The organism is Pseudomonas graminis, from assembly GCF_900111735.1.
Taxonomy (GTDB): domain Bacteria; phylum Pseudomonadota; class Gammaproteobacteria; order Pseudomonadales; family Pseudomonadaceae; genus Aquipseudomonas; species Aquipseudomonas graminis.
The window spans coordinates 20,511-46,609 of record NZ_FOHW01000003.1; the positions used below are offsets into that span (position 1 = coordinate 20,511).

Genomic DNA, 26,099 nt, shown 5'->3' on the forward strand with positions numbered 1-26,099 from the left:
CATGCAGCCATACAGCGTTGGATCAGGTCCGCGCACCGGATTGGCGATAACGATCCAGCGCCACCGCACCGATGATCACGATGCCTTTGATGATGTATTGCCAGATATCGGAAACGCCCAGCAGCACCAGGCCGTTGGTCAACACCGCGATGATCAGCGCGCCGATCAGGGTGCCGCCGATGGTGCCGACGCCGCCGGTGAAACTGGTGCCGCCGAGGATCACCGCCGCGATGGCGTCCAGCTCGTAGGACTGGCCCAGTTGCAGGCCGTTGGCGGCGAACAGGCGCGAGGCGCTCATGACGGCGCCGAGCCCGGCCAGTGCGCCGGAGACCGCGTAGACGAACAGCAACACCTTCCACACCTTGATCCCGGACAGGCGCGCCGCTTCGGGATTGCCGCCCACCGAGTAGATCTGCACGCCCATCACCGTGCGGCGCAGGATGAACCAGGACACCGCGATGACCGCCACGGCGATGATCACCAGCCACGGCACGCCGAGCACCGAATCGTTGCCGATAAAGGCGAACGGCAGGTCAGGGTTGAACACGGTTTTGTCATCGGCGAGCAGACGCGCCAGGCCGCGCATCGCCGTCAGCGCACCGAGGGTGACGATGAACGGCGGCAGGCGCATGAAGGCAATCAGGCCGCCGTTGACCAGCCCCAGCAACAGGCCGAATCCGACGCCGGCGGCGATGCCGAGCATGCCGAACTGCGGTGACATCGAGGCTTGCAGGGCGACCACCGCAGAAGCCGCGAGAATCGCGCCCACGGACAGGTCGATGCCCGCCGTCAGAATCACGAAGGTCATGCCGGCCGCCAACACCACGTTGACCGAGGCCTGCTGGGTGATGATCGACAGGTTCTGCCAGCTCATGAAGGTGTCGGTCATCAGCGAAAAGCCGATCAGCAACAGAATCAGCACCGGCAGCATGCCAACGGTGCGCATCAGTTCCCGCACGCGTTCACGTTTGCTGATGGCGGCAACGGATGGCGAGTTTTCCAGGGGCAGACTCATGGCCTGGTTTCCTTTTTATTGTTATCGGAAGATTGCGATTCCTGCAGGAGCGCGGTTGCCCGCGATTGCGGCCTGTCATCCACGTATTCATCGCCTGACACACCGCGATCGCGAGCAAGCTCACTCCTACACTGTTCGTGTCGTTCTTGAGAGGTGGGTCTAGACATGGGCCACCTGTGCACTCCCCGTTGCCAGATCGATGATCCGTTCCTGGGAAATCTCGTGCCCGGAGTGACCACCCACTTCGGCCACCAACTCACCTTCGCGCATGATCAGCACGCGATCGCAGGTGCCGATGATTTCCGGCAGCTCGCTGGAGATCACCACAATGCCGACGCCGGCCTTGGCCAGTTCATTGATGATCCGGTAGATCTCGGACTTGGAGCCGATGTCGACGCCGCGAGTGGGCTCGTCGAGAATCAACACATGGGGCTTGACCTCCAGCAGCCGCGCCAGCAGCACCTTTTGCTGATTGCCGCCGGACAGCGCGCCGACGTTGACCTTGCCCGACGCCACGCGAATCGACAGCGAACGAATCGCCTCGATCGCCCGTTTCGCGCCACGGCCGCGATCCAGCACTCCGCCGGTGTGGGCGTCGGGCACGCAGGCGCAGACGTTGATGTTGTCGCGCACGCTCATGTCCAGAAACAGGCCCTGGGCCTTGCGATCTTCGGTCAGGTAAACCACCCCCGCTCGGATGGCGTCGGTGGGATTGCGCAGATCAGTGATCGCCTTCCCGGCCACTTCGAGGGTGCCGGAGGTGCGTGGGTCGGCAGCGAAAATCAGTCGCGCCAGTTCCGTGCGCCCTGCCCCGACCAGCCCGGCGATGCCCAGCACTTCGCCCGCATGGAGATCGAAGCTGCAAGGCTTGACGCGCTTGCCATCGGCCATGTCGCGCACGCGCATCACCACCGCGCCGGGGTCGTAGGCGGCATGTTCTTTTTTGTAGAAACCGGACAGGTCGCGGCCGACCATCATCTTCACCAGCGCCTCGGCCGACAGCGCGTCGCGCTCCAGCATGCCGACGTACTCGCCGTCGCGCAGCACCGACACTCGGTCCGACAACTCGTAGATTTCGGCCATGCGATGGCTGATGTAGATGATCGCCAGGCCCTGATCACGCAGCTGTTTGATCAGCGCAAACAGGCGATCGGTCTCCCGGGACGACAGCGGCGTGGTCGGCTCGTCCATCACCAGGATTTTCGCATTGGCGTGCAGCGCCCGGGCAATCTCCACCAGTTGCCGCTCGGCAATGGACAGCACGCTGACCTTGGTGGAGGGTTTGAAATCGGCGCCCAGTCGCACCAGCACGTCAACGCAACCGGCTTCCATCGCCTTGCGGTCGATGCTCCAGCCACGGCGCAATTCGCGGCCCAGATAAATATTCTCGGCGACGCTGAGGTTCGGGCAGAGGCTCAGTTCCTGATAGATCACCGCAATGCCGCGCGCTTTGGCAGACAAGGGGTCGAATGCGCTCAGAGCCTTGCCGTCGATTCGGATCTCGCCACCGGCATCGGCCTGATAGGCACCGGACAGAATCTTCATCAGCGTCGACTTGCCCGCGCCGTTCTCGCCCATCAGGGCATGAACCTCACCGGCGTACACCTTCAGGGCGACATTTTTCAGCACGCGCAGGCCATTGAAGGTCTTGGAAATGGCAGTCATTTCCAGCACGGGCTGAGGAGACAGAGAGAGGACGGCACTCATGGCCGGACGGCCGATGAGTCAGAGGGGGCAAACGCGGACAGCACACGCGGCAATCGAGCAGACGAGCTGATCATGTGAATCTCCGAGGTTTCTTGTTTTTATGCCTGGGCCACCTCTTTGCGGGTGGCACTCGGGAATTGCTTTGAAATATTTCGGAACAGCTGGATCCTAGAACAGCTGAATCGATTCACGCAAGCGCTTGCTTCTTTTTTTACGGTTTGGGTTATGCGGCGCGAGGTTTGGCGTCTTCCCGGCTGAAGCCGGTCCTACTGCGAGGGGTGTTTCAGTGGGACTGGCTTCAGCCGGCAAGAAATCGTGATGATCACCCTTGGTTTGGTGATCATCAGCCCGCTCAGGCGAGAACCTCCAGGCCGTGCTTCTGAACGATGCTCAGCAGCTTCAACCCCATGCCACCGGGACGCTTGGACCCGGCTTCCCACTGTTTGATCGTGGAGGTACTGGTGTTCAGATAGCGGGCAAATACGGGCTGACTGACATGACTTTGCTCGCGAATGGCTTTGATCTGTGCCGGGTCTATGTCAGCCGGGACCTCGGCGATGCAGTGCTGATCAAACTCGCGCATCGTTGCTTTATCGATGGCACCTATATCCAGCAGAGCACTGGCGGACTCGTGCACAGAGGCCAACGCTTCGCTCTCAATTCTTTTCTTCATGACAGATCTCCGTGAAATCCTGTCGATCCAGCAGCATTTGTAATGCCTGCAATCCTAACACTGAGTGGTATACGAGGTCGTCAGTAGGACCGGCTTCAGCCGGGAAGAGGCCGGTGAAGTCACCCTTAATTCTGCGGTGTGCTGCTGCCGCCTTCCCTGCTGAAGCGGTCCTGCCAAGTGCCGCGGAGGTCAGCCCTGCGCCGCCACAAACCCACATCAATGCACATCGCTCGTCGAGGTGAGACGTTTCAGCCTGAATTTGCGGTAGCATTGCTGGCATTTCGATGACGGCCTGAATCAGGAAGCCTTATGTCCAGAATTTCCCACTCCGCTTTGCGTCGCAAATTCCGTGAGCAGCTGGCTTCGCAGCACTGCGTCGAGACGGCTTCAGTGTTCGATCCCATGTCTGCGCGCATTGCGGCCGATCTGGGCTTCGAGGTCGGTATCCTGGGCGGGTCGGTGGCGTCGCTGCAGGTGCTGGCAGCACCGGATTTTGCGTTGATTACCCTGAGCGAGTTCGTCGAGCAGGCCACCCGGATCGGCCGTGTCGCGCAACTGCCGTTCATTGCCGACGCCGACCATGGCTACGGCAACGCCCTGAACGTCATGCGCACCGTGGAAGAACTGGAGCGCGCCGGTGTGGCGGCGCTGACCATCGAAGACACTTTGCTGCCCGCGCAATTCGGGCGCAAATCCACGGACCTGGTCTCCATCGAAGAAGGCATCGGCAAGGTCAAGGCGGCACTTGAAGCCCGGGTCGACCCGGAACTGACGATCGTCGCCCGGACCAATGCCGGCGTGCTGCCGGTCCAGGACATCATTGAACGCACCCAGGCCTACGAAAAGGCCGGCGCCGACGGCATCTGCATCGTCGGCATCAAGGACTTCGAGCACCTGGAGCAGATTTCGGAAAAGCTCAGCGTCCCGCTGATGCTGGTGACCTACGGCAACCCGGAACTCAATGACCGCCAGCGCCTGGCCGATCTGGGGGTGCGGGTGGTGGTCGCCGGTCACGCGGCGTACTTCGCCGCGATCAAGGCCACCTACGACAGCCTCCGCGCCCAACGTCAGGTCACCCACAGCACCTCGAACCACAGCGCCACCGAACTGACCCACACCTACACGTTCCCGGAAAATTACGTGGCCTGGGCCAAGGATTTCATGGACGTGAAGGAGTAAGGCCTTGGCGTGACGCCTGAATGCGTCACGCGTTCTGCAGAGTGACATCGGTGGAGTACGCAGGTCAGTCCTCAGACCGCGGCCCCTGTAGGAGCGCGCTTGCCCGCGAATGCAATGGTTCAGTACCGAAGGGGCCACTGACACAACCCGTCCGACACCAGCCCCTTAGTCTTTTTTCACCGGTCCGGCCAGGTAGGTCTGCTCGGTCACCGGCTCAAGCCAGTCCACCGGTTTGCCGTCCAGCGCTTCGTTGACCGCGACGTGTTGCATGGCGGTGGTGTCGGTCGCGCCGTGCCAGTGACGACGGCCGCAGTTGCACCAGATCAGATCGCCCGGGCGGATTTCGGTTTTCGGCCCGCCTTCGCACTGGGTCCAGCCGACGCCGTCGGTGACCAGCAAAATCTGCCCCAGCGGGTGGGTATGCCAGTTGGTGCGCGCGCCGGGCTGGAAATTCACGATGGCCAGACCGACCCGCGCCGGTGCCGGCGCGTTGAAAATCCGGTCGATGCGCACGTCGCCGGTGAACCAGTCTGCCGGGCCCTTGATGGCCTTGGCCGAGCCGGCGCGGTGGATTTGCATGTCTTCATCAGAGGTATCAGTGGCGCTCACAGTGGCATTCATAAGGATCTCCAGAAAGTGTGCAGCCAGCGTAACAAGCGCGAATTAGCGGCAGTATCCGTAGAATGCTTCGATCAGAATGAAGGAGCGCTTCGCAATGGCGGATTACAAACTCGATGATCTGGCCGTGTTCGTTGCAGTGGGCCGCGAGGGCAATTTCACCCGCGCCGCCGCCGCGCTGGGCATCTCACCCTCCGCCGTCGGCCAGACCATGCGCCTGCTTGAGGAGCGTCTCGGCGTTCGCCTGCTCACCCGCACCACCCGCAGCGTGACCCGCACCGAGGCCGGCGAGCAGTTATTCAAGGGACTGGCGCCGCTGCTGGACGGCATCGAGGAACAGATCAACGCCGCCATCGAGCACAGCGCGCGGCCTTCCGGCACGGTCCGCATCACCGCCGACGAATTCGCCGCACGTTACGTGCTTTGGCCCCGCCTCAAACCCTTGCTCGACCTATACCCTGACATGACCATCGAGCTGGTCACCGACTACGGCCTGACCGACATCGTTGCCCAGCGCATCGATGCCGGCGTGCGCCTGGGTGACACCCTCGCGGCGGACATGATCGCTGCGCCGATCGCCCCGCCGTTGCGGCTGATGACCGTGGCGTCCCCCGATTACCTCGCGAGACACGCCACACCGCACGTGCCGGAAGACCTGCCCCGCCATCGCTGCATCAACCTGCGCCTGCCGACCCACGGCGCGCTGTATCAATGGGAGTACGCCAAAGACGGCCGTGATATCCGCGTGCGCGTCGACGGCCCGTTGATCATGAACAGCGTGTTTCAGATTCTGCAGGTTTGCCTGGACGGCATCGGTCTGGCGCAGCTTCCCGAGGGCCTGGTGGCCGGGCATATCGAGCAGGGCGAACTCGTGGAGGTACTCGCGGACTGGTGCGAGCCGTTCGTGGGCTACCACCTTTACTACCCCAGCCGGCGCCAGCACACGGCGGCGTTTCGCGTGGTGCTGGAGGCGCTGCGGATCAATCCGCTGGCGTGAGAAGACGGGTCAGAAAAAAAGGGTTCAGAAGTCGAAGCTGAACTGATCCTGAGAACTCAGATCGATCGTCCGCGAGATCACGAACGGCAGGATCGCGTCGGCAATCGGCTGCAGCTGTTTGCTGATGTAGTGGTCGTAGTCGATGGCCGCCGTCCGCACTTCCAGCGGCTCGGGTCCGGCCACGGTGATCACGTAGCTGATCCAGCCGCCATTCTGGTACTGCAACGGCCGACCCTGCTGGCGGTTGTACTCATCGGCCAGCCGCGCAGCGCGCACATGGGGCGGCACGTTGCGTTCGTAATCGTCGAGGGCCCGGCGCAGGCGCTTGCGATAGATCAGCTGCCCGTCGAGCTCCCCGGCCAGGGTTCGGCCCACGTACTCGCGAATGTATTCCTGAAAGGGCTGACGCTGGAAAATCCGCAAATAGAGTTCCTGCTGAAAGGTCCGGGCCAGCGGTGACCAGTCGGTGCGCACCACCTCCAGCCCCTTGTAAACCATTTCGTCTTCGCCGTTGGCGCGCGTCACCAAGCCTGCGTAGCGCTTTTTGCTGCCCTCCTCCGCGCCGCGAATGGTCGGCATGAGGAAGCGCTTGAAGTGGGTTTCGAATTGCAGCTCAAGCGCACTCTCCAGCCCATATTCCTCCTTCACATGAGCACGCCACCAATCGTTGACCTGCCGGACCAGCGCGCTGCCGATCTGTGCCGCGTCTTCCTGCTCGTGGGCTTTTTTCAGCCAGACAAAGGTCGAGTCGGTATCGCCGTAAATCACTTCATAGCCCTGTGCTTCGATCAGCATCCGCGTCTGGTGCATGATCGCGTGCCCGCGCAGGGTGATCGACGATGCCAGCCGCGTGTCGAAGAACCGGCAGCCGCTGGAACCCAGCACGCCGTAGAAGGCGTTCATGATGATTTTCAGGGCCTGGGACAGTGGCGCATTACGCTCGCGCTTGGCCACTTCGCGCCCTTCGGCCACCCGCGAGACGATGGCCGGCAGACAGTGCCGGGTCCGGGAAAAACGCGCGCCGCGGAAGCCTTCCACCGACTCACTGTCGTCGGGATGCTTGAGACCTTCGATCAAGCCCACGGGGTCAATCAGGAACGTGCGGATGATCGACGGATACAGGCTTTTGTAATCAAGGACCAACACCGATTCGTACAGCCCGGGCCGTGAGTCCATGACGAAACCGCCGGGGCTGGCTTCCGGCATGCGCTCGCCCAGGTTCGGCGCGACGAAGCCCTGGCGGTGCATCAGCGGGATGTACAAATGCTCGAACGCGGCCACCGAGCCGCCGCTTCGATCCACCGGCAGGCCGGTCACCGTCGCGCGTTCGAGGAGGAAGGTCAGCAGCTCGGTCTTGGCAAAAATCTGCGTAACCAGTTCGCAATCCTTGAGGTTGTACCGCGCCAGCGCCGGCTTGTCCTCGGCGAACATGCGGTTGATCTCGTCCATGCGCTGGTACGGATTGTCGATGGCCTTGCCTTCGCCGAGCAGCGTTTGCGACACGTTTTCCAGACTGAACGAGGGAAAGCTCCAGGTCGCCGAACGCAGCGCCTCGATGCCATCGATGATCAGCCGCCCGGCCGCCGCCGCGAAAAAGTGATTGTTGCGCGCGCCGTGTTCGCGCCAGGTCATCACCTCGCCGCCGCGACCCAGGCGCAGCGGCACATTCAAGCGCCGCGAGTGCTCGTGCAGCACGCGCAAATCGAACTGCACCACGTTCCAGCCGATGATCCCGTCCGGGTCATGGCGGGCCATCCATTCGTTGAGTTTCTCCAGCAGCGCGACGCGGGTGTCGCAGTATTCGAGCTTGAAATTCACCTGGGCGTCATCGCCGTTGGCCGGGCCGAGCATGTACACCTGACGCTCGCCGCAGCCGTGCAGGCCGATGCAATATAGCTCGCCGCGCTCCGTGGTTTCGATGTCCAGGGACACCAGTTTCAGGGTTGGTCGGTAACCGGGATCAGGCCTGAGTTGCGCGTCCAGCAACAGGCCACTGGCGTCCGGCCGTCCGCCGAACTGCACCGGCGCGGTAATGAAGCGCTCCATCAGGTAACGCTCGGGCGGGCGGATATCGGCTTCGTAGACATCGACGCTGGCTTTGCGCAGATCGCTTTCCAGGTTCATCAGATGTCGATGTTGCCGCGTGTAAAGCCCAAGCACCGGACGGTGGCGGAAATCACACAGTTCCAGCGGCTTGAGCTCGACATGGCGCTCGTTGCGCAACACGGCTTCGGCGCGTTCGCGGTGCTGCGCCGGGATAAACGCGACAGAGGTTTGGTACGGCAGGCGCACCTGACGCGGCCCCTCATCGGTGGCCAGCCAGAATTCAACCTCGGTGCCGGCGTCCGTATCACGCCAATGCCGGGTCAGGACGAAGCCCTGCTGTAAATCCACCGCTGCAACCTCGTCGCTTTTTATCCGGGTCCGGATTCTACTTATTTCAGACGTGGATTCTACGGTGAATGCCACGGGAAAGCGCGGCGCGGTGCGCTGACACTGCAAAGCGTGATTAGTGCCTCCAATGCGTAAATATCTTGACGTCAATAAACGGTTTTGTGGCATCATGCCAGCACGACATGCCGGTCATGTCTGGACACACATCAGTCACCATCAAAGGGATTTGACCCATGCTTTTACGCACTGCCCGCCATTGTCTCGCCCTCGTTTTGCTGTTCGCCACACTCTCCGGCTGCTCCAGCTTCGTTCAGAAGCCCATCGACCTCGACGCCCAATTCTGGAATGACAAGAGTCCGGTCATTGGCGTTGCCCTGAGCCCGCTGCCGCCGCCGCAACTGGCACTGATCGGCAACCAAGGTCTGCTGGAGCTGGCGATCAATAAAGGGATCAACAGCAAATTGAGCGATCAGGTCAGCGCATGGGAGTTGCACGACCTGGAGACCCTGCCTGACGAGGTGGTCGCCAGCCTCAAAGCCAAGGGCCTTAACGCCAAGCGCATTCCTGACCTGATCGACCTGACGAAATTCAAGGAAACGGAAAAGCGCGAAGGCTACCTGGCGCGCAACATCAGCGAACTGCAGAGCCGTTACGGCGTTGATCGCGTGCTGCTGATCTCCTACACCACAACCGGTGCGTTCCGCAGCTACTACAGTGTGGTGCCTACCAGCGTCCCGACGCCACAAGTGGGCGGCATCGGCATGCTGGTGGACCCTAAAGACAGCCGCCTGGTCTGGTACAAGCCTTTCGCGGTCGTCCAGCCTGCCCAGGGTGAATGGGACCAGCCGGGTTACAGCAATCTTTCCAACGCTTTCTATCAGGCCGTCGACGGTAGCCGTCAGCAAGTGCTGTCAGCGTTCAACAAATGAGCCCGAAGTACCTCCTGGCCGCGCTCGGCTTGAGCCTGGCGCTGGCCGGCTGCGCTCAGTCTTCAGCACCTTCGCGCAGCTTTAATGACCCGCTGGCGCTGCGCTATATCAACGATCACGGCGTCTTGGTTGATGTGCAAGTGCCGGCCAAAGATCTGGTCACGGCGTCAATGATCATCGACGCCAAGACTGCTCTGACGGCTCAGCAGACCAGCCAGAACGTTGTCAACGCGGCTCGCGGCACCGGCCTCGCCGGACTGCTGGTCGTCAGCGCGCTGAGTACCCAGATGGGCAGCGCCACACTGGAGCGCAATGCACGCGACGAGGCCCGCAAAGACGCTCAGCCCATGGCCGCGCTGATCGGCGGTCAGCCTCTGGACACCCGCTTGCAGGCTAGGTACCGCCAGGCCAGCATCAATGCCGGACTGCGGCCCGCGCCGAATGCGATTGCAGGTCGTTTGCTCATCCGCCCCAACATCATCCTGGAAGCGGATCGGGCCAGCTTTCGGCTGTTTAATGAGATCGAATTGCAGGACATCGCCGGCTCTGCGCTGTACCACGCTCGCATCGAGGTCATCAGTCAGTCCTTCCGACGCTGCGGAGTGGGATGTGTGGACGACGGAGAGCTTGACCTTAACAAGGTCATGGAGGTGCTGGATGGATGCATTGACGAGTCGATGAAGGTGCTCGCCCAGGATATCCAGACTCAAGGTGTGGCGGGAAAGGAGCAGACCCTGCGCTACGTGCTCAACGGCCAGCGCCATGTCGAGCGCGGCCAACTGCTGTCTTCCACTGACGGCTACACCCGCTATCGAAGCCTGGACGGCGCAGTGCGTTCAGCGCCCGTCCAACTGGAAGGCACCCACAACGTCCCTCTCCTCCAACAAATCGCTGGCGCGCCCGCTGTGCAGCCATGATCTGCGCACGTTAGGGAAGATCCGATCCCTGCTCCGGATTCCACGGCACATGCCATCGGAAGGCGCAGCGGCGGCAAGAATGCGCTGCGTCAGGGAACGGATTTTGGCGATCCGGGCGGTGCGAAAGGATCGAGGAACTGATGGCCCGACGCCCTATCCTGCGGGAACGATGTGGGTCCTCTGGACATCACAACAACTCGACCATCATCTGAGGGATCCAGCATGCACGTTCGACGCACCGCTCTGACTGCTTCCATCCTCGCCGCGCTGTTCAGCGGCGGCTTTTTTGCTAGCGGCGCCTATGCCGCCGATGTCTCCCCCGAGCCATTGTTGAAAAAGGCCGAGGCCGAGCAGAAACCCTACCTGGCCACCGTGAAACAACTGGTCGACATCGACACCGGGACAGGTCAGGCACCCGGCCTGAAAATGGTCAGCGCGGTGCTGGTCGAACGCCTCAAGGCTCTGGGCGCAACGGTGGAAACCACGCCAGCGACGCCGTCAGCGGGCGATAACATCGTCGGCACCCTGAAGGGCACGGGCAGCAAATCCTTTCTGCTGATGATCCATTACGACACCGTGTTCGGTCCGGGCACCGCCGCCAAGCGACCGTTCCGCGTCGACGGCGAGCATGCGTATGGCCCCGGTGTCGCCGATGCCAAAGGTGGAGTGGCCATGGTGCTGCATACCCTGAAGCTGCTGGAAGACGAGAAATTCAAGGACTTCGGCACGATCACCGTGTTGTTTAATCCCGACGAAGAAACGGGCTCCGCCGGCTCGAAAAAACTGATCGCCGAACTGGCCCGCAAGCACGACTACGTGTTCTCGTTCGAGCCACCGGACAAGGACGCCGTGACGGTCGCCACCAACGGCATCAACGGCGTGTTCGTCGATGTTAAAGGCAAGTCCTCCCACGCCGGTTCTGCGCCGGAAGCCGGGCGCAACGCCGCCATGGAACTGGCCCACCAACTGGTGCAGCTCAAGGACCTGGGTGACGCGGCCAAGGGCACAACGGTGAACTGGACGCTGATCAAAGGCGGCGAGAAACGCAACATCATCCCCTCCAGCGCCGCGGCCGAAGGCGACATGCGCTACTCCGACCTGAGCGAATCCGACCGCGTGCTGGCCGACGGACAGCGCATCGTCCAGGGCAAAATGATCGACGGCACCGACGTCACCTTCCGCCTCGACAAAGGCCGCCCCCCACTGGCCAAAAACCCAGCGACCGACGACCTCGCGAAAACGGCGCAAGCGATCTACGCCAAAACCGGCCGCACCCTCGAACCCATCGCCATGCGCTTCGGCACCGACGCCGGCTACGCCTACGTCCCAAACAGCCAGAAACCCGCCGTCCTTGAAACAATGGGCGTCGTCGGCGCCGGCCTCCACGCCGACGACGAATACATCGACCTCACCAGCATCGCCCCGAGGCTCTACCTGACCGCGGCGATGATCATGGAATTGTCCGGGAAATAGAGCGGGGCTGACGCTCCTCAGGGCTTACTGAAAAGCCAGTTCCGGTGGGACGCGGAGCGTCAGAGGCGGCATTACCACGCGGAGCGTGGGAACGATCAGGCATAGGACCGCAAGATTGATGGTGCCTGGACTGGCCTCTTCCCGGCTAAAGCCGGTCCCACAAACAGCAGCGCGTGCAGCCTGTGGGATTGGCTCGGACTGTAGGACCGGCTTCAGCCGGGAAGCTTTTGATCTTGATCTGCTTTTGATCTTGATCTGCTTTTGACCTTGATCTGCTTTTGATCTTCATACGCAAAAAGCCCAGTCACCGCCAATCGCGACTTGGGTGCAGGCTGAACGCAGACGACGCGGAGTGGGCCGAGCGGCATGGATGCCGCGAGAGCGCCGTCAGGACATGGATGTCCGTTCGGCGCGGGCCCACGGAGCGTCGTCGGAGTGAGGGTATCCCGACGGAGGAGGGACCTAACCAGGAGCAAGCACCCTTGGTTACTTGGGGTGCTTTTCCAAGTAACTCGCCGAAGGCGAAACAGTCTGCCCCCAGGCAGACGCTCTTGATCTTAAAAAACCTCAACCGCGAAGCGCGCCTACAACACCTGCCACAATCCGGTCCACTTCTTCCCCATCAATCACCAACGGCGGCAACAGCCGAATCGTCTGCCCCCGCGTCACATTGATCAACACCCCATACTCCTGCGCTGCCACCAGACACACATCCCGAATCGGCCGCCTCAACTCAACCCCGATCATCAACCCCATCCCCCGCACCTGCGCCACATCAGCGTGCCCCGCCAGCCCGGCGTGCAACCCCGCCAGCAGCCGCTCACCCTGCACCGCCGCATTACGCAACAGTCCCTCCCCCTCAACGATATCCAACACCGTACAACCCACCCGACACGCCAACGGATTACCGCCAAACGTACTGCCATGACTGCCCGGCGTGAACAACCGCGCCACCGCCGCCGTCGCCAGACACGCACCGATGGGAATGCCATTGCCCAACGCCTTCGCCAGCGTCATCACATCCGGCACGATCCCCTCATGCTCAAACGCAAACCAGCGCCCGGTCCGGCCAATGCCGGTCTGGATCTCGTCGAGCATCATCAGCCAGCCGTTTTGAGTGCAATGGACGCGAAGGGCCTTCAGATAACCCGGCGGCGGCAACGCCACACCACCCTCCCCCTGAACCGGCTCGACCAGCACCGCGACAATCCGCTCGCCATACACCTTCGTCGCACCCTCAACAGCGGCCATGTCGCCAAACGCCACCTTCACGAACTCACCCGACATCGGCTGATAACCCAGCCGTGCGGCGCCGTTATCACTGGCCGACAATGTGCCCAGGGTGCGGCCGTGAAAGGCGTTATCCATCACCAGCACCAGCGGATGCTCGATGCCCTTGGCCCAGCCATACAAACGCGCCAGCTTTAGCGCTGTTTCGTTGGCCTCGGCGCCGGAATTGTTGAAAAACACCTGTTCCAGACCTGACAGTTGCGTCAACCGTTGCGCCAATTTCTGCTGCCAGTCGATGCGGTAATGGTTGGACGTGTGCAAGAGCAACCCGGCCTGATCGCTGATCGCCGCGACAATCTGCGGGTGGCTGTGGCCGACGTTGGTCACGGCGACACCCGCGACGGCGTCCAGGTACTGACGGCCACTGTCATCCCACAGCCGCGCGCCTTCGCCACGAATGAAGCTCAAGGGCATCGGTTTGTAAGTGTTCATCAGGCAGGCGGCGGTCATGTCGGTGGCTCCATCACGGGTAAGTGGAGCCAGTATCGTTAGCCCGTTCTGATGTATAAAGATCGCCATCCTTCGATGACTTTAAAGCAGGGCTTGATAATGGACGTGTTTCTGGCAATGACGGTGTTCGTCAAAGTGGTGGAAGGCGGCAGCATGACCGCAGCCGCGCGCCAGTGCGAAATGTCGACGACCATGGTCGGCAATCACCTGAAAGCCCTGGAGCAACGCCTCGGCGTCAGCCTGTTGCAGCGCACCACGCGTCGGCAGAATCTGACCGAGTTCGGCCTGGAATACTACCGGCGTTGCGTCGAAGTACTCGGGCTGGTCAACGACTCCGAACGCATGGCCGAACAGGCCCAGACCGAGCCCAGCGGCATGCTGCGTGTCACCGCGCCGCCGGCCTTCGGCGCCGAACGCCTGGCGCCGCTGCTCAGCGATTTCGTCCAGCGTTACCCGGAGATCAAAGTGGAGGTGGTACTCAGCAACCAGACGATGGACCTGATCGAGCACGGTTTCGACGCCGCCATTCGCCTCGGCACCCCGGAGTCATCGGCCTTGATCGCCCGGCCGCTGCAGGACTACACCCTGACTATCTGCGCGGCGCCCTCATACCTGAAACGCCGGGGCACGCCGAAGACCGCCGATGACCTGCGTGACCACGACTGCCTCGCGTTCGCCTATCCGGCAGGCGACGACTGGCGTGCCGCCGAAAAACTGTGGCGCCTGACCGGGCCCGACGGGGTGATGGAAGTGCCGGTGTCGGGCTCGATGATCGTCAACAGCACGCCGGCGCTGCGCCAGGCCGTCCTGGCCGGAATGGGCGTGTCGATGCTGCCTGACGTGCTGATCAGCGAGGACATCGCCGGCGGAAAGCTCGTGCCGCTGCTGCAGGATTACCAACCGCCCAGCCGCACGCTGTGGCTGATGTACCCTCAGGACCGCTATCGCCTGCCCAAGGTGCGGCAGTTTGTCGAACATGCGTTGCGCGCCTGGGGCAAATGAGCCGTCACGTCCAGCCCGCCGCCTACCCGAGCAGCCCCGGCGTCGTTTAACGCCTCGGTTCGGACCCCGCGCTTACATCACGACACAGTCATGAGCCTTTGGTGCGGTTGACGCCGGCGAGGCCAGGGCCAGACTTCAGAAAAGGACTTTCGAGCGACTCATCGCTCAGGCCGCTCCGCTCCCGGAGCTCCATGACACGTCAAGGAATGACACTATGCCCCTCAACTCATCCGCTGCATCCCGCCCGCCCCATCTCGACTGGATGGCGCAGATCCCCGAACTCGCGCGGTTGCGCATCGACCAACTGATCCTCCCCGGCGCCCACAATGCCGGCAGCGACAAGCTCTCCCCCAACGCCGGTATTCCGCAAGAGAAAGCCCAGGACGTCGCGCCCCTGGAACAACTGCGCCAAGGGGTGCGCGCGCTGGATTTGCGCGTGGCGTTTTATTCAAAGTACGAAAAGGGTGACCCGCGGCGATTCCAGCTGTTCCACCTGACCTCGTCGGGGCGCACGGTCGCCGGGGACATTCTGGCGTGCGTCGACGCGTTCTATCAGGAGCTTGAGCAAAATGGCTCCCCAGCCCGGGAACTGGTCATCCTGGACTTTCACCAGTTCAAGGATTTCACCGAGGTCACGCACCGGGAATTTCAGAGCCTGCTGACGAAAAGCCTCGGCCCAAGAGCCGTGCCTCGGTCTTTGCACAAGCTGACCCTGGAAGGCATCTGGCGGGATCATCCGGGCAAGAATCTCGTGCTCTCCTACAACCGTGCTTCGGTTGACGAGCTGTTGTGGCCCGGGGTCAAGCAACGCTGGCCGGGGGAGACCCTGTTCAACACCAACACCCTGAAGGCGTTCGTCAATGAAGTTGCGGTGGAAAACAAACCGGAGTTCAGCCTGACCGCCATCCAGTGCGCGAAATACTCACTGCCGCTGCACGCGCCCAGTGACTTGAGCCTGAAGATCGATCAGTGGTTTGCGTCGACGGATGAAAACAGCTTCATCCAGAATTTCTACCTCATCAACACCGACTGGACCCTGCGCAGTTCGCTGATCGCTCATTGCCGTCACGCGAACGCTGTGCGTGCGGGTTTCCACCTGCGCCATCCCGATCTGCCGCTGCAACCCAGGCGGCGAACCGCCCGCAACGGGTGATCAGCAACGGGTAATCAGACCCTGTCGGGCGACGCGGATCAGTTGGTGAATCACCGCCTCCGCGCGCTCGGCCGTGGGCGCCTGAATCACCGCCAGATCAAACTGGTCATTGCTGAAGCGCTCAAGGGCGTCGTTGGTTTCGATGAACTGAATGAGAAAGGCGTGCGGGCCGCCCTGGCGACGCGGCCAGCCGTCGAGATAACGCAGGAGCGTCGGCTGGTGGGCACCGCCCAGAAGGATTTGCGGATTACGACGATTGAACTGGCTGGCGATGGGGGCCAGACGGACGAGGGGACGCGGGTGGGAATGACGGCTCATAGTGTCGTTTTCTCTGCCTCATTGATCCGCTGGGCAGCGGTGAGAGGCAACACCGAACCAGCGCTTTAGCGGAATTTCGATGACGAATGACCGTCACCAGGCGCCCCGCAAGTAGCTGTTTAAATCGGCGCATGAACGGCATCCTAGAGAAGCGGCGTGGGCATTGTCAATCGGCGGATCCTGTCGTTTGTTTGTCGCACCGAACGCAAAAAAATCCCGGCGTCCTCAGAGGCCGGGATTTTTTGACCGGATAAATCAGCGGCGTGCGATCAATCGGTCCACGGACAAGCGACCGGCGCCCTCGAACAGCACCGCCACCGCACCGGCGATCAATGCCAGGCCGAACTCATAACCGTTGTTGGCCATGAACAAGCCGTTGTGGATGTGCACCGAGAGAATCGCTACCACCAGCATCACGATCACCACCAGGGCTGCAGGTCGTGCCAGCAGACCAAGGAACAGCGCCAGGCCGCCGAAGAATTCCGCGCTGCCCGACATCAGCGCCATCAGGTAACCAGGGTTCAGGCCCAGGCTCGCCATGTACTGGCCGGTGCCTTCCAGGCCGTAGCCGCCGAACATGCCGAACAGCTTCTGGCTGCCGTGGGCCATGAGGATGATGCCAATGAGAATCCGCAGGCCGGTGATGCCGAAACCGGCGTGGGTGTTGAAGATCGATTTGAGTTGAGCATTCATGGCGGGCATTCCGTTTCAGTTGAGAATGGCGCCATCTTAATCGTTTCTATGGATATGAAAATCGCAAAAAACGCGCCATACATATCGAATCAATAGATCTATCAGCGAGTCGCAGGACGCTCCAGTGAACTGCGTGCCTGATCGAACGCCAGGTAGTACTTGTTGACGCTGTTGACGTAGCTCACGACGTTCTTGCCGCCCTGGTCCATGGCGACGCGCTCCACCTGAAAAAACCACTGGTTCGGGTTGAGCCCCTGGCGCTTGGCTTCCGCGCGCATGGCCTGCACGCGCTCCGGGCCGAGGTTATAGGCCGCCAGGGTGAAGGCCATGCGCTCGCGCTCGTTGATTTTCGGGCTGGCGAAAAACTTGCGCCGCAGCAGCGCCATGTATTTGCTTGCCGCCTGCACGTTACCGTCGAGGTCGTGAATGTTGTCGACGCCGACGCGCTGGGCAGCCGACGGCGTGATCTGCAGCAGGCCTGTGGCGCCACTGCCGCCCTTGGCGACCGGGTTGAGCGCCGACTCCTTGAAGGCCACGGCGGCGAGGTCGAGCCAGTCCATCTTCTGTTTGTCGGCATGCAGTTGCAGCGTGGGGCGAAGTTTTTCCAGGCGTTGACGGTCTTCGCGGGCGAGCGGATTGTGGATCTGGTAGCGGTCCTTGTAGGCGGCCTGGAAGACGGCATCCTGGTTGCGCGGTGGTTCGTAGGTTTGCAGGAAACGGTCAACGGCGCCGCGCAATACCACGGCGTCCTTGCGCACGAACCAGTTCATGTCACCCGGATCGCTCAAGGCAGCAGCGCGGTCGATGCGCAGTTTCGGCATCACCCTGGCCCAGCGTTCGGCGATGGGTTGCTCGACCACGGTCAGGTGATACACCCCGGCCTGAACCATTTCCAGGACGTCCTCCACCGCCAGGCTCGGATCAACCCATTCGATCTTCACCGGTGGCAGCTTGCGCAGCGCCAGCTTCTGGTTGAGCTGGAGGACGGCTTCATCGGCGGCGCTGCCGCTGGTCAGCATCAGTGTGCGGCCGGAGAGCTGTTCGGGATGCCGGAGCCCGCGCTCACCCTTGACGCCCACCACCACCAGCGGCACCTGGGCGACTACCGGTTCAGACGCGTCGACGTAATGCGCGGCGCTGGCGTCGAGCAGTTCGCCCGGCGCAACCATGTCGCCCTCGCCCCGCTGCAGCGCGGCCAGGAGTTGATCCTTGGCTTTGGGAATGAGTTTGAGGGAGATTTTCTGGCCGTCCCGGGCGTGGCTGTTGAGATAGGTTTCGAACGCCTCCAGGCGACGGCACTCGACGCCCACCGGCTCGCCCTGTACTTCGGCGGAGCTGTTGCGGCTCTGATTGACCAGCACCCGCAGGACTTTGCCGCTGCGAATCGCCGGCAGGTCGCGCACCTGATTCTTCTTTATCACCACGGGGGGGCCGGCGGGGCGCGGGGACGCGTGGCCGGGCACGGCCATGACACACATCAGGGAAAACAGGGACGCGCGGATCATTGACGCTCCGACGAAAGGCCGAAAAAGACGGGCTTGAAGTCTGCGTCGCGCACATGACCTGCTCGCAGCGGACAGCGCGGCGTGCGTCAACAAAGCGGGATCACAGGGTTCGGGTATTCCAAGCAGTTGAGCCTGCTTGTTTTTTATCGCTTCAATCGCTCTGTTATTCTTCTCGGCCTCTGGCCTGAGGTAGCACCATGCAACTAATAGACATTGGCGTCAACTTGACCAACCCCAGCTTCGCCGCCCGCGAAGGCGAGGTGGTGGAGCGCGCATACGCCGCCGGCGTCGGCCAGTTGATCCTCACGGGCACCGACGTCGAGGGCAGCGAACAGGCCCTTGCTTTGTCCCGCCAGCTTGATGACAGCGCCGAGCGGTTGTTCAGCACCGCCGGCATTCATCCGCATTCGGCAAGCGCCTGGACGGGCGAAACGGAAAGCCAGCTGAGGGCACTGCTGCGTGAAAAGACGGTCTGCGCCGTGGGTGAATGCGGGCTGGATTTCAATCGCGACTTCTCCCCTCGCCCGCAGCAGGAAAAGGTCCTGGAAGCGCATCTGGCCCTGGCCGTGGAGCTGCAACTGCCGGTGTTTCTCCATGAGCGCGATGCCGACGAGCGACTGCTCGCCATTTTGCGGGACTACCGCGATCAGCTCCCGGCGGCAGTGGTGCATTGCTTCACCGGGGAAAAACGCGCGCTGTTCCACTATCTGGACCTGGACCTGCACATCGGCATCACCGGCTGGATCTGCGACGAACGCCGGGGCACACACCTGCACCCTTTGGTCCGCGAGATCCCGCGTGGCCGTTTGATGCTGGAAAGCGACGCGCCGTATCTGCTGCCCCGCACCTTGCGGCCCAAACCGAAGAACGGCCGCAACGAACCGGCCTACTTGCCCGAGGTCCTGCGAGAAGTGGCGCTGCATCGAGGGGAGAGCCCGGCGGATGTCGCGGCCCACACCACCGAGTGCGCGCGCGCGTTCTTTTCATTGCCGTTGGTTGCGGCGTTCGCTCAACAGTCGTAAAACCGCCGCCTGGCATAGATTTCCCGGCCGCACGGATACCAACTGTAGGAGCGCGCTTGCCCGCGAACGCGGTGGGTCAGCTGACATATTCGTGACTGTCCCACCGCATTCGCGGGCAAGCGCGCTCCTACAAGACCGTTGGGCCATCTGTCTTCTATCAGGCTGATAGCAATCCTCGATTCGCCGAAGTGAATCTCCGGGCCTATTCTCACCTCAATCGAAAACACTTCTTGTTAACGTTTCACCGAGGTAAGCGTCATGCCCAAGTTCATCACGGATCTTCACATCGGCGAATTCTTCCACCCATCGCGCAAGCAAGGCCTGCCGTCAAATGTCGTGATGTCGTCCCTGGCGTTCCCGCTGGCCATCGTCTCCGGCCTGTTGCTTCTGGACGGCGCATTCAACGGCAGCCTGACCTCCGCCGCCATCGGCGTGCTGGGTCTGGTCGCTGCCCAGGCCATCAAAGCCCGAGGCCAATAAGGCCTCAGGCTTTTGGCAGGTTCATGACTGCATCACGTGAGCACGTGTCAGTGAACTCGCAGCATGCGCATCTAATCAGCCAAAGACCGTCACTGTCTGGCGACTTATCGCTACCAGCTCCCCTTTCGGCGTCCACAACGCCGCCGCAGTATGACCGTAGCCATCGCGGGCATGCTCGATCACCGCTCGGTACTGGGTCCAGTCATGGGTCGTCAGCGCGGGCAACGGCTGCACAAATTCAATCGTCCAGGTCAATGAGCTCCCCGGTGCCGGCTTGTTCAGATGCGGCAGCACCGCAGGCGGCCAAGTGTCGACCAGTGCCAGCAGATGCGCTTCGGTCAAGGGTTCTTCTTCCACGTCACGCAAGCGCGCATAGCCGCCAATCGCACCGGATGGCGTGTTGGAAAACGGCAGTCCGCCCAACGCCCAGCGCAGATCGATGAAGCGCAGATATTCCGGCATGACACCCGAGACAAACGGGAACGGCTGAATCTCGTCCACCGGCTTGAAGACTGGCGCAGGCTCGGCCTGCACGGAAATCATCGACTCACGGGGCGCGCCGAAGCTGCCCTGAATCAGCGTCACGACCTCACCGTTCTGTATTGCCCGCCCCAAGACCTGGCTGACGGCCTTACCCTCGCGCAGGATCTCCACTTCAAACGAAATCGGCGTGTCGATGGCCGGCGGGGCCACAAAACAGATCGCCAGCGAGCGAACCGGCCGCTCAGTCGACACCTTCGCGCGCATCGCTTCATACATCAGCGCGGCCATCAGCCCGCCGAAGCAGGCACGCCCCTGGGCCCACGATGCAGGGATGCTGATGGATTGAGGGCGGGTGCGGACGGCGTCGAGCAGCTCGGAGAATTTCATGGGCATTCCAGAGTGGCAGGCAGGATGTGCGAATGGTAGCGAGGCAGCTGCCGCAGGACAGGGTTTATAAGCGCCAATCCTGCGGACCAAGCTGTTTAAAAGCGACGGAGCTCGACGCCCCTGAGGACTGAACCGCCCTAGCGCGGAGAATGTTTGCCGAAGCAGGCCTTGTACAAGCGCTCCAGGACCTGGTCCGACTTCTGCTCCGCGCGATGAATGCCCAATTCCCACCCGGCCACACAAGGCGCCAGATCCGCTTGATGCCGCGCCTGTTCCAGCCATTGCAGGTGATCGTGCCAATCGCCAAGGGCGCCTTGGGCCGCTTTCAACCGGCGTTGCATGTTCTTCGGCTGATGACTGAGTTCCGGGTAGGCCTCGCCTGCGTAACGCACGCGCTTGATCAACAGGCGCAGGCGATGGCGGTCGTGGGCAGGGTCGCCCATGGCTTCTCGCAATTGCTTCCACTGCTTGTCCAGACGCTTTTCAATGCGCTGCTCCAGCTTGTCGAGCAGGCCGTGACGCTCCTGGGTGCGCAACAGGGCCGGCAATTGATCCAGCACGCCGAACAGCCGATTGAGCTCCGCAGAGCTGGCCACTTTCGGGCACGCGGTCTTGAGGTATTGATCGCGCTTGGCTGCCGCCTGGGGCAGACCCTGTTCATCGAGAAACGCCGCCAGCACCTGCATGTCGCGCAACGGCGTGGTCAGCGCACCGACCTCCTTCGCCGCCCCTTCCACCTGATCCAGCCCCGGCAGACCGCGCAATGGCCGCAAGACACTGCGCAGGCGGCGGACGTTGGTGCGCAGATCGTGCAGCGCCTCGCTGTCGGTGGAGGCTTCCAGCCGCGCGTGGCAGGCAAGCAGTTTGATGTTGAGGCCGATAATCTCGGCGACCAGGTGATCGACCATCGCTGACATGAAGCACTCCTTGGTTGAAGATGAATGTCTGATGATTTACGGCCGCTTGCCCCTCACGGCGGACAAGCGCCACGGCAGGCTGCGGCGCAGGGACTTCAGGCGCTGGCGAAGTGCACCGGCGGAGCCGTCTGCCCCGGCATAGCGCTGGGCTTCGAACTCGCCGACAAAATCCCTGATCGCCCCGGCGTGCGCCGGCAGTTGCTCGGCAGCACGTTGCGCGAAGGCCTGAGCGCCTTCACCCGGCTGACGTTTAAGACCTTGCCGGGCGAGCAGGCGTTCGAAATGGTTGAACAGGCGCAGCTGCGAATCGCTTTCACGGCGCCACGGCTTGAACAGCCACAGCGCCAGCAGCCCCAGAATAACTGCCGCGCCACCGGCAAACACCGGCGCCTGAAAGCCGGAAAACCAGCGGCCCAGCACCTTCAGTTGCTGCTGACCCTGATAGCCCAGCACCCACCGCTGCCAGCCGTAATTGAGGTTGTCCCAGCCCATGCGGATCGAATTGACCCAGGCCAAGTGCCGATAGCGCAGGGCTGACATCGGCGAATCGCCGAGAAATTCCTCGTCCGCCGCCAGCGCCTGTTCAAGTCCCTGCTCGACCCGCGCGGGCGCCACCGCGGCGGTGGGATCGACGCTGCGCCAGCCCACGTTCGGCTGCCAATACTCGACCCAGGCATGGGCATCGAACTGGCGCACCGTCAGGTAGTTGCCGTCCGGGTTGAGCTCGCCGCCCTGATAACCGGCCACCACCCGCGCCGGCACGCCCGCCGATCGGAGTGCAAACGCCATGGCCCCGGCGTAGTGGGCGCAGAAACCGGCACGGCTGCCGAACAGAAAGTCATCGATGCTGTTGGCGCCCAGCGAAGGCGGCTTGAGGGTGTAGCGGAACGGCTGCGAGGTGAAGTACGACAGCAGCGCATCCACCAGGGCGTCGGTGCCGAGATGGCGCCGATGCAGATCCGCTGCCCATTCTCGCACCTGGGGATTGCCTTTGGCTGGCAACTGCAGCGCCTGCAACCGGGCGCCGTCGCTGAGCACGGTCTCGCGCACGGCGTCAGGCCAGGATTCGGCGTTGTAGAGCATCGATTGCTCAATCGGGCGCCGCCGTTGCCACCGGAAATCGCTCATCTGGCGCACCCCGGCCAGATCGGTCTGGCCTACGTCGAGGGTCATCAGCCAGGGCTTGCCGGTCGGCTCCAGCACCACGCTGTAGCCAACACGCTCGCCTTCCCGGCGCCACAGCGGCGCGTCCGGCACTTGCGCCCGCGACGACTGCGACCAGCGCCTGCCGTCGAACTGCTCCAGGGTCAGCGCGCGCCAGTACAGCTGAGTGCGCGGCGGCAGCGGGCCGTCAAAACTCGCGCGAAAGACCAGTTCGGCGGACTTGCTCAGCTCGGCGATGTCCCCCGGCGCCATACTGTCGGAAAGCCCGGTCAGCGCCTTATTGCTCGGTTGTGGCAACGACCACAGCGGCTCAAGCCGCGGAAAGAACAGAAAGAGCAGCAGCATCAGCGGCACGGCCTGCAACAGCAGTTTGGCCGACAGTCGCAACGTGGCCGCCGGCTTGCTGGAGATGCCGGACTGTTGCAGGCCGATCAGCGCGGCCAGCAGCGTGGTGATGGGCAGCAGAGTGAACAGCCCCCAGAGCAGCGAGTCTTCGAACAGATAGCCGACCGCGATGCAGAAGAAGCCGAGAAAGATCAGCACCAGCGCATCGCGTCGGTTCTGCATTTCCAGCATCTTCAGAATGAACGCGGCGATCAGCAGCGCCGCCCCCGCATCCAGACCAATCAAACTGCCCCGCGCCAGATAAATGCCCCCGGCGGTACCCACCAGCAGTCCCGATTTGATCCAGGTGCCGGGCATCCTCACGCGCATGCGGAAGATCTGAATCCGCCAGAACGAACAGACCAGCCACAGCACGATCAACGCCACCGGCACGTGCAAGGCGAACGGCACGATCACCAGCGCCTGGGCGATCAGCAACCAATTGAGACTGACCCGGGGGATCGGTTTGGCGAGGCTTGAAGAGGTCATCGCGCGTCGCCTTTCATGCACGCACCCCGTACAGCGCCAACTGGCGCAAACAGTCTTCGCGGTGGGCGTCGCCACTGTCCACCGCCGAAAGGAAACCGGGCAGCTTCAGGGCGAACGGCTGCTGACGCTGGGACAATTCCAGCACCCAGTAACACAAGCGCGACAGCCGCTCTTCGATATCCCCGCCCAGGGCCATGAAGTCCAGACACAGATCATGGCCGCTGAGGTCGCTGAACTCTTTGACCATCAACCCCTGCCCTCGCGACCAGGCTTTCCAGTGCATGCGCTTCATCGAATCGCCTGGCTGCCACAGGCGCAGGCCCTGATAATCATCGACGCCCGGCCCCGTCGTTGCATGGCCGTCGTCCTCGGCATGGGGTTGCACGCCTTGCAGCAGCGGCATCGTGCCGGCCACTGGCTGCGGGTAAATCAGCACGGTCTGTTCCAGGTCCAGCCAGCTCCAGGCGCGAAAGATGCCCAGCGGAAACACGCTCTCCACGCGCAACCGCGGGGCGCGCATCCAGCCGCGTTTGAGCGCTGGCAGGGTCAGGCCGACCTCCACCAGACGCTCGGCCTCGACGTCGGTCTGCTCCAGTTGTTCGCTGTCCCAACCCAAGGCAATCGCCTGATGCCCATGGCCGGTGCTTTCCAGGCGCAGGCGCAGTTGCACCGGTTCGCCAACGAACACCGAACGCGCGTGGCCGCCGCTGAGCACCAGCCCGCTGATGTTGCGGTAGGTGTGCAGAATGGCGAGGACACCTACCGAGAGCATCAGGAATGTCAGGCCGTAAGCGAGGCTGTTCTGGTAGTTGATCGACACCAGCAGCAGCAAAAACAGAATGAGCGCGTACGTGCCGCCGACCCGGGTCGGCAGGATGAAGATTCGGCGGTGATCCAGCTCGACTCGCGACGCCGGGGGAATGCGGCGTCCCACCCAGCGCTGCCAGACCGGTTCGAAGCGTTCGATCACAGCACCGGCACCTCCCGCATTAGCCACTGGACCAGCGCGCCGCCACCATGCCCGGTCGGGTCGGTGCGCTCGCGCAGGCGGTGGCCGATGACGGCGGGCAGAATCGCCTGCACGTCTTCGGGAATCACGTAATCCCGTCCGGCAAGCAACGCCCAGGCCCGCGCGGCCGACAGGATCGCCAGGCTCGCGCGGGGTGACAGGCCGTAAGCAAATTGCGGTTGGCTGCGTGTGGCATCGACCAGCCGCAGCACGTAATCAACCAGAGCGTCGCTGGCCCGTACCTGCCGCGCCTGCTGCTGAAGGGTTGCGAGTTCTGAATGGTCCAGCAACGGCTCGATACGCGGCAGCAGATCGCGACGGGATTCCCCCAGCAGCAGGGCCTTCTCCGCCGACCGCGCCGGGTAGCCCAGAGACAGGCGCATGAGAAAGCGGTCCAGTTGCGATTCCGGCAAAGCAAAGGTGCCGCCCTGGCTGAACGGGTTCTGGGTGGCGATGACGAAAAACGGATCGGGCAGCAAACGGGTGGCGCCCTCGATGGTGACCTGGCCTTCTTCCATGGCTTCGAGCAGCGCGCTCTGGCTCTTGGGCGTGGCGCGGTTGATTTCGTCGGCCAGCACCAGCTCGGCGAAGATCGGCCCGGGATGGAAAGTGAATTGCCCGGTGTCGCGATCAAAAACGGACGTGCCAAGGATGTCGCCCGGCAGCAGATCGGAGGTGAATTGAATGCGCTGAAAGCTCAGGCCGAGCACCCGCGCCAGGGTGTGGCTGAGGGTGGTTTTGCCCATACCGGGCAAATCTTCGATCAACAGGTGACCGCCGCCCAGCAGGCAGGTCAGCGCCAGGCGAACCTGGGGTTCCTTGCCCAGCACCACTTCGTTGATCGCGTTGAGACACGCATCCAGTTTTCTGCCCATTGGAAGGCCTCCCCAGGCGACAGTTTATGGCTAATAGGACTGCAGAGGATGCCAGACGTGCAGCCACTGTAAGGTCAGCGTAGGCGTTTTCGCTAGAGCGGGAGGGAGGGATTCATCAGGGTGGAGCGAAACAGGACTGTAGGAGTGAGCTTGCTCGCGATCCGCGTTATCTCAGCCAGCTCGATGGCGACTGACAGCATGCTTCGCGAGCAAGCTCACTCCTACAGGGAGACCGCTTAATGGCTGCGGGCCTTGGAACGATCTCAGCGACCCGCGCGGGACTCACGGATATAGAAACGGGCTTTCTCGGCTTTCTCGGAGCAACCCTCAAACGCTTCGAACTGCTGCTGGGTCTTGGCGCCGGTCAGCAGCGACAGGGCCTTGGAATAGCTGACCGTGCCGGCGAAACCTTCGGCCTTGGCCAGATCGAGCTCGTGCCAGGCTCCGTCAAGATTGGTGGCGCAGCTGTCGCGGTAGGCCGTTTTGCCGGCGCAACCGGTGAGAACCAACGCCAACAGGGGCAGGCAGATCCAGGCTTTCATGGGTGTTACCTCAACTAAGGAAATCGACGATGCG

The 26,099-nt window shown here is 62.5% G+C and carries 25 protein-coding genes; 9 read left to right on the plus strand and 16 right to left on the minus strand.

From position 1 onward, the window contains the following. Positions 1–22 precede the first annotated feature (22 nt). The 4 genes from BMY98_RS03610 to BMY98_RS27245 all read right to left on the minus strand — a co-directional run bounded on the left by BMY98_RS03610 (position 23) and on the right by BMY98_RS27245 (position 3,666). On the minus strand, positions 23–1,015 hold the full coding sequence (locus tag BMY98_RS03610) for an ABC transporter permease subunit (protein ID WP_074884833.1): 993 nt from the start codon (positions 1,013–1,015) through the stop codon (positions 23–25). A 159-nt stretch (positions 1,016–1,174) separates the two neighbouring features. Then, positions 1,175–2,704, minus strand: coding sequence for a sugar ABC transporter ATP-binding protein (locus BMY98_RS03615; RefSeq protein ID WP_074885328.1), 1,530 nt, complete (start codon positions 2,702–2,704; stop codon positions 1,175–1,177). 370 nt (positions 2,705–3,074) lie between these two features. Continuing rightward, positions 3,075–3,395, minus strand: coding sequence for a helix-turn-helix domain-containing protein (locus BMY98_RS03620; protein WP_074884836.1), 321 nt, complete (start codon positions 3,393–3,395; stop codon positions 3,075–3,077). Continuing rightward, a complete protein-coding gene (locus BMY98_RS27245) occupies positions 3,379–3,666 on the minus strand; it encodes a hypothetical protein (protein WP_175514139.1) in 288 nt (95 codons plus the stop codon). Before BMY98_RS27245 ends, BMY98_RS03620 begins: the two co-directional genes overlap by 17 nt. A gap of 38 nt (positions 3,667–3,704) precedes the next feature. Here BMY98_RS27245 and BMY98_RS03625 point away from each other — a divergent pair, with 38 nt between their 5' ends. Further along, complete coding sequence (locus tag BMY98_RS03625) at positions 3,705–4,574, plus strand: isocitrate lyase/PEP mutase family protein (RefSeq protein ID WP_074884839.1); 870 nt, start codon at positions 3,705–3,707, stop codon at positions 4,572–4,574. 165 nt (positions 4,575–4,739) lie between these two features. Here the strand turns inward: BMY98_RS03625 and BMY98_RS03630 are convergent, their stop codons facing one another. Further along, entirely contained in the window at positions 4,740–5,195 is a 456-nt protein-coding gene (locus BMY98_RS03630; RefSeq protein WP_139214430.1) for a (R)-mandelonitrile lyase, read from the minus strand. 94 nt (positions 5,196–5,289) lie between these two features. Between BMY98_RS03630 and BMY98_RS03635 the strand changes: the two genes are divergently transcribed. After that, complete coding sequence (locus tag BMY98_RS03635; protein ID WP_074884844.1) at positions 5,290–6,189, plus strand: LysR family transcriptional regulator; 900 nt, start codon at positions 5,290–5,292, stop codon at positions 6,187–6,189. Between the two features lie 24 nt (positions 6,190–6,213). Here the strand turns inward: BMY98_RS03635 and BMY98_RS03640 are convergent, their stop codons facing one another. Beyond that, positions 6,214–8,583, minus strand: coding sequence for a DNA polymerase II (locus BMY98_RS03640; protein ID WP_074884847.1), 2,370 nt, complete (start codon positions 8,581–8,583; stop codon positions 6,214–6,216). 233 nt (positions 8,584–8,816) lie between these two features. On the opposite strand from BMY98_RS03640, the gene BMY98_RS03645 reads away from it, so the two are divergent. From BMY98_RS03645 to BMY98_RS03655, 3 genes are all read left to right on the plus strand, one after another. After that, entirely contained in the window at positions 8,817–9,512 is a 696-nt protein-coding gene (locus tag BMY98_RS03645; RefSeq protein ID WP_074884849.1) for a hypothetical protein, read from the plus strand. Beyond that, on the plus strand, positions 9,509–10,429 hold the full coding sequence (locus BMY98_RS03650; RefSeq protein ID WP_074884852.1) for a hypothetical protein: 921 nt from the start codon (positions 9,509–9,511) through the stop codon (positions 10,427–10,429). The genes BMY98_RS03645 and BMY98_RS03650 overlap by 4 nt, the downstream gene beginning before the upstream one ends. 222 nt (positions 10,430–10,651) lie before the next feature. Continuing rightward, complete coding sequence (locus BMY98_RS03655) at positions 10,652–11,902, plus strand: M20/M25/M40 family metallo-hydrolase (protein ID WP_074884854.1); 1,251 nt, start codon at positions 10,652–10,654, stop codon at positions 11,900–11,902. Between the two features lie 567 nt (positions 11,903–12,469). Here BMY98_RS03655 and BMY98_RS03660 read toward each other — a convergent pair. After that, on the minus strand, positions 12,470–13,642 hold the full coding sequence (locus tag BMY98_RS03660) for an aspartate aminotransferase family protein (RefSeq protein ID WP_074884857.1): 1,173 nt from the start codon (positions 13,640–13,642) through the stop codon (positions 12,470–12,472). Between the two features lie 99 nt (positions 13,643–13,741). On the opposite strand from BMY98_RS03660, the gene BMY98_RS03665 reads away from it, so the two are divergent. Further along, positions 13,742–14,644, plus strand: coding sequence for a LysR family transcriptional regulator (locus tag BMY98_RS03665; RefSeq protein ID WP_074884859.1), 903 nt, complete (start codon positions 13,742–13,744; stop codon positions 14,642–14,644). Between the two features lie 214 nt (positions 14,645–14,858). Then, a complete protein-coding gene (locus tag BMY98_RS03670; RefSeq protein ID WP_074884862.1) occupies positions 14,859–15,797 on the plus strand; it encodes a PI-PLC domain-containing protein in 939 nt (312 codons plus the stop codon). Here the strand turns inward: BMY98_RS03670 and BMY98_RS03675 are convergent, their stop codons facing one another. From BMY98_RS03675 to BMY98_RS03685, 3 genes are all read right to left on the minus strand, one after another. Next, entirely contained in the window at positions 15,798–16,115 is a 318-nt protein-coding gene (locus BMY98_RS03675) for a hypothetical protein (protein ID WP_074884864.1), read from the minus strand. A 255-nt stretch (positions 16,116–16,370) separates the two neighbouring features. Beyond that, entirely contained in the window at positions 16,371–16,808 is a 438-nt protein-coding gene (locus BMY98_RS03680; protein WP_074884866.1) for a DoxX family protein, read from the minus strand. 101 nt (positions 16,809–16,909) lie between these two features. After that, a complete protein-coding gene (locus BMY98_RS03685; RefSeq protein WP_074884869.1) occupies positions 16,910–18,313 on the minus strand; it encodes an MltF family protein in 1,404 nt (467 codons plus the stop codon). 197 nt (positions 18,314–18,510) lie between these two features. Between BMY98_RS03685 and BMY98_RS03690 the strand changes: the two genes are divergently transcribed. Together BMY98_RS03690 and BMY98_RS03695 are read left to right on the plus strand one after the other, a co-directional pair. Continuing rightward, positions 18,511–19,335, plus strand: a complete 825-nt coding sequence (locus BMY98_RS03690; RefSeq protein ID WP_074884871.1) for a TatD family hydrolase — start codon at positions 18,511–18,513, stop codon at positions 19,333–19,335. A gap of 258 nt (positions 19,336–19,593) precedes the next feature. Then, positions 19,594–19,815: a hypothetical protein gene (locus BMY98_RS03695; RefSeq protein ID WP_074884874.1), complete on the plus strand. Its 222-nt coding sequence runs from the start codon at positions 19,594–19,596 to the stop codon at positions 19,813–19,815. Between the two features lie 75 nt (positions 19,816–19,890). Here BMY98_RS03695 and BMY98_RS03700 read toward each other — a convergent pair whose 3' ends face one another. The 6 genes from BMY98_RS03700 to BMY98_RS03725 all read right to left on the minus strand — a co-directional run bounded on the left by BMY98_RS03700 (position 19,891) and on the right by BMY98_RS03725 (position 26,065). Further along, the gene (locus tag BMY98_RS03700) at positions 19,891–20,685 is read right to left on the minus strand and encodes an acyl-CoA thioesterase (protein ID WP_074884877.1); all 795 of its coding nucleotides are present in this window, start codon (positions 20,683–20,685) and stop codon (positions 19,891–19,893) included. 137 nt (positions 20,686–20,822) lie between these two features. After that, a complete protein-coding gene (locus BMY98_RS03705) occupies positions 20,823–21,602 on the minus strand; it encodes a CHAD domain-containing protein (RefSeq protein ID WP_074884879.1) in 780 nt (259 codons plus the stop codon). Positions 21,603–21,638: 36 nt separating this feature from the next. Continuing rightward, the gene (locus BMY98_RS03710) at positions 21,639–23,639 is read right to left on the minus strand and encodes a transglutaminase TgpA family protein (RefSeq protein ID WP_074884882.1); all 2,001 of its coding nucleotides are present in this window, start codon (positions 23,637–23,639) and stop codon (positions 21,639–21,641) included. 13 nt (positions 23,640–23,652) lie between these two features. Then, a complete protein-coding gene (locus BMY98_RS03715) occupies positions 23,653–24,636 on the minus strand; it encodes a DUF58 domain-containing protein (RefSeq protein WP_175514140.1) in 984 nt (327 codons plus the stop codon). After that, positions 24,606–25,523: an AAA family ATPase gene (locus tag BMY98_RS03720; protein ID WP_074884888.1), complete on the minus strand. Its 918-nt coding sequence runs from the start codon at positions 25,521–25,523 to the stop codon at positions 24,606–24,608. Before BMY98_RS03720 ends, BMY98_RS03715 begins: the two co-directional genes overlap by 31 nt. Before the next feature lie 263 nt (positions 25,524–25,786). Continuing rightward, positions 25,787–26,065, minus strand: a complete 279-nt coding sequence (locus tag BMY98_RS03725) for a hypothetical protein (protein WP_037009450.1) — start codon at positions 26,063–26,065, stop codon at positions 25,787–25,789. Positions 26,066–26,099 lie beyond the last annotated feature (34 nt).

Coding starts and splice junctions, on each gene's coding strand:
- BMY98_RS03610 (WP_074884833.1), bottom strand. CDS start 1,015: ATGAGTCTGCCCCTGGAAAACTCGCCATCCGTTGCCGCCATCAGCAAA.
- BMY98_RS03620 (WP_074884836.1), bottom strand. CDS start 3,395: ATGAAGAAAAGAATTGAGAGCGAAGCGTTGGCCTCTGTGCACGAGTCC.
- BMY98_RS27245 (WP_175514139.1), bottom strand. CDS start 3,666: ATGCTACCGCAAATTCAGGCTGAAACGTCTCACCTCGACGAGCGATGT.
- BMY98_RS03625 (WP_074884839.1), top strand. CDS start 3,705: ATGTCCAGAATTTCCCACTCCGCTTTGCGTCGCAAATTCCGTGAGCAG.
- BMY98_RS03630 (WP_139214430.1), bottom strand. CDS start 5,195: ATGAATGCCACTGTGAGCGCCACTGATACCTCTGATGAAGACATGCAA.
- BMY98_RS03635 (WP_074884844.1), top strand. CDS start 5,290: ATGGCGGATTACAAACTCGATGATCTGGCCGTGTTCGTTGCAGTGGGC.
- BMY98_RS03645 (WP_074884849.1), top strand. CDS start 8,817: ATGCTTTTACGCACTGCCCGCCATTGTCTCGCCCTCGTTTTGCTGTTC.
- BMY98_RS03650 (WP_074884852.1), top strand. CDS start 9,509: ATGAGCCCGAAGTACCTCCTGGCCGCGCTCGGCTTGAGCCTGGCGCTG.
- BMY98_RS03655 (WP_074884854.1), top strand. CDS start 10,652: ATGCACGTTCGACGCACCGCTCTGACTGCTTCCATCCTCGCCGCGCTG.
- BMY98_RS03660 (WP_074884857.1), bottom strand. CDS start 13,642: ATGACCGCCGCCTGCCTGATGAACACTTACAAACCGATGCCCTTGAGC.
- BMY98_RS03665 (WP_074884859.1), top strand. CDS start 13,742: ATGGACGTGTTTCTGGCAATGACGGTGTTCGTCAAAGTGGTGGAAGGC.
- BMY98_RS03670 (WP_074884862.1), top strand. CDS start 14,859: ATGCCCCTCAACTCATCCGCTGCATCCCGCCCGCCCCATCTCGACTGG.
- BMY98_RS03675 (WP_074884864.1), bottom strand. CDS start 16,115: ATGAGCCGTCATTCCCACCCGCGTCCCCTCGTCCGTCTGGCCCCCATC.
- BMY98_RS03680 (WP_074884866.1), bottom strand. CDS start 16,808: ATGAATGCTCAACTCAAATCGATCTTCAACACCCACGCCGGTTTCGGC.
- BMY98_RS03685 (WP_074884869.1), bottom strand. CDS start 18,313: ATGATCCGCGCGTCCCTGTTTTCCCTGATGTGTGTCATGGCCGTGCCC.
- BMY98_RS03690 (WP_074884871.1), top strand. CDS start 18,511: ATGCAACTAATAGACATTGGCGTCAACTTGACCAACCCCAGCTTCGCC.
- BMY98_RS03695 (WP_074884874.1), top strand. CDS start 19,594: ATGCCCAAGTTCATCACGGATCTTCACATCGGCGAATTCTTCCACCCA.
- BMY98_RS03700 (WP_074884877.1), bottom strand. CDS start 20,685: ATGAAATTCTCCGAGCTGCTCGACGCCGTCCGCACCCGCCCTCAATCC.
- BMY98_RS03705 (WP_074884879.1), bottom strand. CDS start 21,602: ATGTCAGCGATGGTCGATCACCTGGTCGCCGAGATTATCGGCCTCAAC.
- BMY98_RS03710 (WP_074884882.1), bottom strand. CDS start 23,639: ATGACCTCTTCAAGCCTCGCCAAACCGATCCCCCGGGTCAGTCTCAAT.
- BMY98_RS03720 (WP_074884888.1), bottom strand. CDS start 25,523: ATGGGCAGAAAACTGGATGCGTGTCTCAACGCGATCAACGAAGTGGTG.
- BMY98_RS03725 (WP_037009450.1), bottom strand. CDS start 26,065: ATGAAAGCCTGGATCTGCCTGCCCCTGTTGGCGTTGGTTCTCACCGGT.